The organism is Piscirickettsia litoralis (assembly GCF_001720395.1).
Classification (GTDB): domain Bacteria; phylum Pseudomonadota; class Gammaproteobacteria; order Piscirickettsiales; family Piscirickettsiaceae; genus Piscirickettsia; species Piscirickettsia litoralis.
This window is the reverse complement of the sequence record NZ_MDTU01000002.1, coordinates 162,456-164,979: the sequence shown is the minus strand read 5'-3', so window position 1 is coordinate 164,979 and position 2,524 is coordinate 162,456. Positions and strand designations below refer to the sequence as shown.

Here is a 2,524-nt window from a genome sequence, read left to right as displayed (position 1 = left end):
TTAATTTAATAAATACTAACGTAAATTAGGCTTCTTTATATGATTAACTCTGAAATAAGAAATAAGTTAAAGACATTAACTGGTTACTTAAAATTAAGGGATTGTCCAAGCACACCTAACCATTATCGTGAGTTTATTTTATTCGCCTTATCAGATCTATATAGAAATATTATCAATGATAATGCTATTAATCCTCTAATGATTATAGAAGAAGCCTCCTCACCAAGGCCAGATTACCTATTAGGAGCTTTATCTTCCTTTATCTGTGGAATAAAAAAGCACCGACAGTTTAGTGCAAAAGAGCTCGCAGATATGGCTATAAGTGCTGGAGTAAAAAGACTTCCTGGCTCCTCTGATTTTGTACTCGGTGCTTTTAGAGCTGAAGCTGAAGTCGATATTATCCGACTAGAGTCCTTTGGTATTTCTCGACTAAAAACAGTTGACGGTATGCTAAGAGTTTATTCGTTGAAAAACAAGATTGATAAATTCACACGTGGGCGTTATTTTGATGTCAAGATTGACTCATACTCATATATCACTCACGAACATCGAGAATATGAAAAGTTAGAGAAGCATGCTGAGCTTTTAGACATAAAAAAAATGATTGGAGATCTAAGAAATGATGAAGAAACCAACGAGGAAAAAATAGAACGATTTGAAACTGAGTATATGCTCAAGTACCACAAGCACAAAGGAACATCATCTAAACCTAGTCAAGATAAAATTATAAAAGAAATTATAAAAAATCCTAATGCTAGGCTTACTATTTATCTTACAGGCAAAAAGTTAGTATCTTTTGTAGATCATGAGTTTAAAAGGTTTTACTCTAATAAAAAGGTAGGGCTATTGGAGATATGTGATTTAATCCAAACATTGCATACTGTTCACCCTTTTGATGACTATAATGGTAGAACTATATGTGTCGCCTTGCTCAATACTTTGCTAATAAATTATGGATATCCGATATCTCTTCAATTCGACCAAAGCACTGCTGTTGGGTGTTCACTTCAGGAATATGCCAGATATGTTGCAACAGGATGTATTGCTATGTACTACTTGTGTCATCCAGCGATTGTAAAAACACACAAACAGGCATTCGACTTTATATCCATCCTAATTGAGATACAAGCGCGATCTTGCTTTAATCAACATCGACCTATTTATAATGAAAGTTTAATAATAAGTATTGCAAGAAACCCAAGTCAGTACCTCAAAAGTAAAACTTATCTCCAGACTCTTTGCCGAAATTTTAAAGTAGAAGATATTGAAGATCCTTTGCATCATATAGAAAAATATAGGGTCGCTTCAAAAAGGCGGTTTTGATCAAGGGTAGCCACAAGTTTCGCACTTTAGCTCTAATTCTTTAAAATAGTGACTCAAAGAAGCTAAGATAAGATGCGCCGAGGATATCTAGGCACAAGTGCATAAAAGCAATTTATAAAGTATTTTTATAGGCAACAAGTGTTGCCTCTCTGACCTTGCACTGTCCGAAGTTTTTCCGAAGTCCCTTTCTCGTGACAGTGTTAGTCGTTGGTTACAATCTCAGCACTTTCGCCCAAGAGAGGTTTGGCACATTGTAAAGAATTTGATCGATGGGAATGAGCCTGGCACCAACACGTTATTTTCTTTGCACTTCTGGATGAAAATATTCAGTTCATAGCTTTCGTTATCTACGGCACGCAACAATACATATTTGTCACCATTAATTTTGGTGGTCATCTCACCTAAACACCACTTATCAGATCGCTGCGCTTCTTTCTTGCACAGTTGCTGGGTTATAGGGTGGAAGAACTTTTTGCTCCAACGTCTAATGCTTTCATAGCTCACTTTTAATCCTCGCTCTGTCATCATTTCTGCGATGTCACGAAAGCTCAAACAGCCAAACAACATGACTGATAATCTGGGCAGGAAAACGATGACCTTTGGGTTGATGTGAAAGCATAGCAAGCCTTTAAGATTGTAAGAGCTCAGGGAAATACACCTTCTAATTCATAATCACCCATGCCATGCTGATTTTTTGCTTGGAGATCAGTATGGAAGCAATAACGAATATCAAGAGATCACGCGCCGAATGGTTGAGTTTAGTTGAGCAATGGCGTGAATCAGGCCAAACCCTTAAAGAGTTTTGTCAATCGAATGGCCTAAAGCATACACAATTTAGTTATTATGCTTCTGTTCAGTGCAAACAGAAAAAAGACAGTCTTGGTTTTGCCGAGGTCAAAACAGCACCCACAGGGTTGTCACTTAGATTGTGTGGCCAGCATGAATTGATTCTCTCTCCCGATTTTGATGAGCATACTTTACTCAAGGTACTCAATGTGGCTAGCCATGTTCAATGAAATTGCCGTCATCCACTAAGGTTTATCTGGCAACGACATACTGTGATATGCGTAAATCGATTGATGGTTTAGCTTGGGAGGTTGAGTCTCGATTTAATCTTAATGTACTTGATGGTGCCGTTTTTATCTTTTTTAATCGCAAGAAAGATAAGCTGAAATACTTATACTTTGATGGCACGGGTTTT

4 protein-coding genes are annotated in these 2,524 nt (G+C 37.1%); 3 read left to right on the top strand and 1 reads right to left on the bottom strand.

Annotated features, from left to right (window positions below; all coding sequences use genetic code 11):
- The first annotated feature begins 39 nt into the window (after nt 1–39).
- Nucleotides 40–1,323, top strand: coding sequence for a hypothetical protein (locus BGC07_RS15840; protein ID WP_069314042.1), 1,284 nt, complete (start codon nt 40–42; stop codon nt 1,321–1,323).
- Nucleotides 1,324–1,542: 219 nt separating this feature from the next.
- Here BGC07_RS15840 and BGC07_RS15835 read toward each other — a convergent pair whose 3' ends face one another.
- A complete protein-coding gene (locus BGC07_RS15835) occupies nt 1,543–1,851 on the bottom strand; it encodes an IS6 family transposase (protein ID WP_139121787.1) in 309 nt (102 codons plus the stop codon).
- A 182-nt stretch (nt 1,852–2,033) separates the two neighbouring features.
- On the opposite strand from BGC07_RS15835, the gene tnpA reads away from it, so the two are divergent.
- Both tnpA and tnpB read left to right on the top strand, forming a co-directional pair.
- Complete coding sequence (gene tnpA, locus BGC07_RS15830; RefSeq protein ID WP_069314040.1) at nt 2,034–2,339, top strand: IS66 family insertion sequence element accessory protein TnpA; 306 nt, start codon at nt 2,034–2,036, stop codon at nt 2,337–2,339.
- The coding region (tnpB, locus tag BGC07_RS15825; RefSeq protein WP_139121805.1) for an IS66 family insertion sequence element accessory protein TnpB at nt 2,336–2,524 on the top strand (189 nt) is incomplete at its 3' end. The genes tnpA and tnpB, both read left to right, overlap by 4 nt.

Excerpts from the sequence above, each read along its gene's own strand:
- tnpA (WP_069314040.1), top strand. The coding sequence starts at position 2,034 with ATGGAAGCAATAACGAATATCAAGAGATCACGCGCCGAATGGTTGAGT.
- BGC07_RS15835 (WP_139121787.1), bottom strand. The coding sequence starts at position 1,851 with ATGATGACAGAGCGAGGATTAAAAGTGAGCTATGAAAGCATTAGACGT.
- BGC07_RS15840 (WP_069314042.1), top strand. The coding sequence starts at position 40 with ATGATTAACTCTGAAATAAGAAATAAGTTAAAGACATTAACTGGTTAC.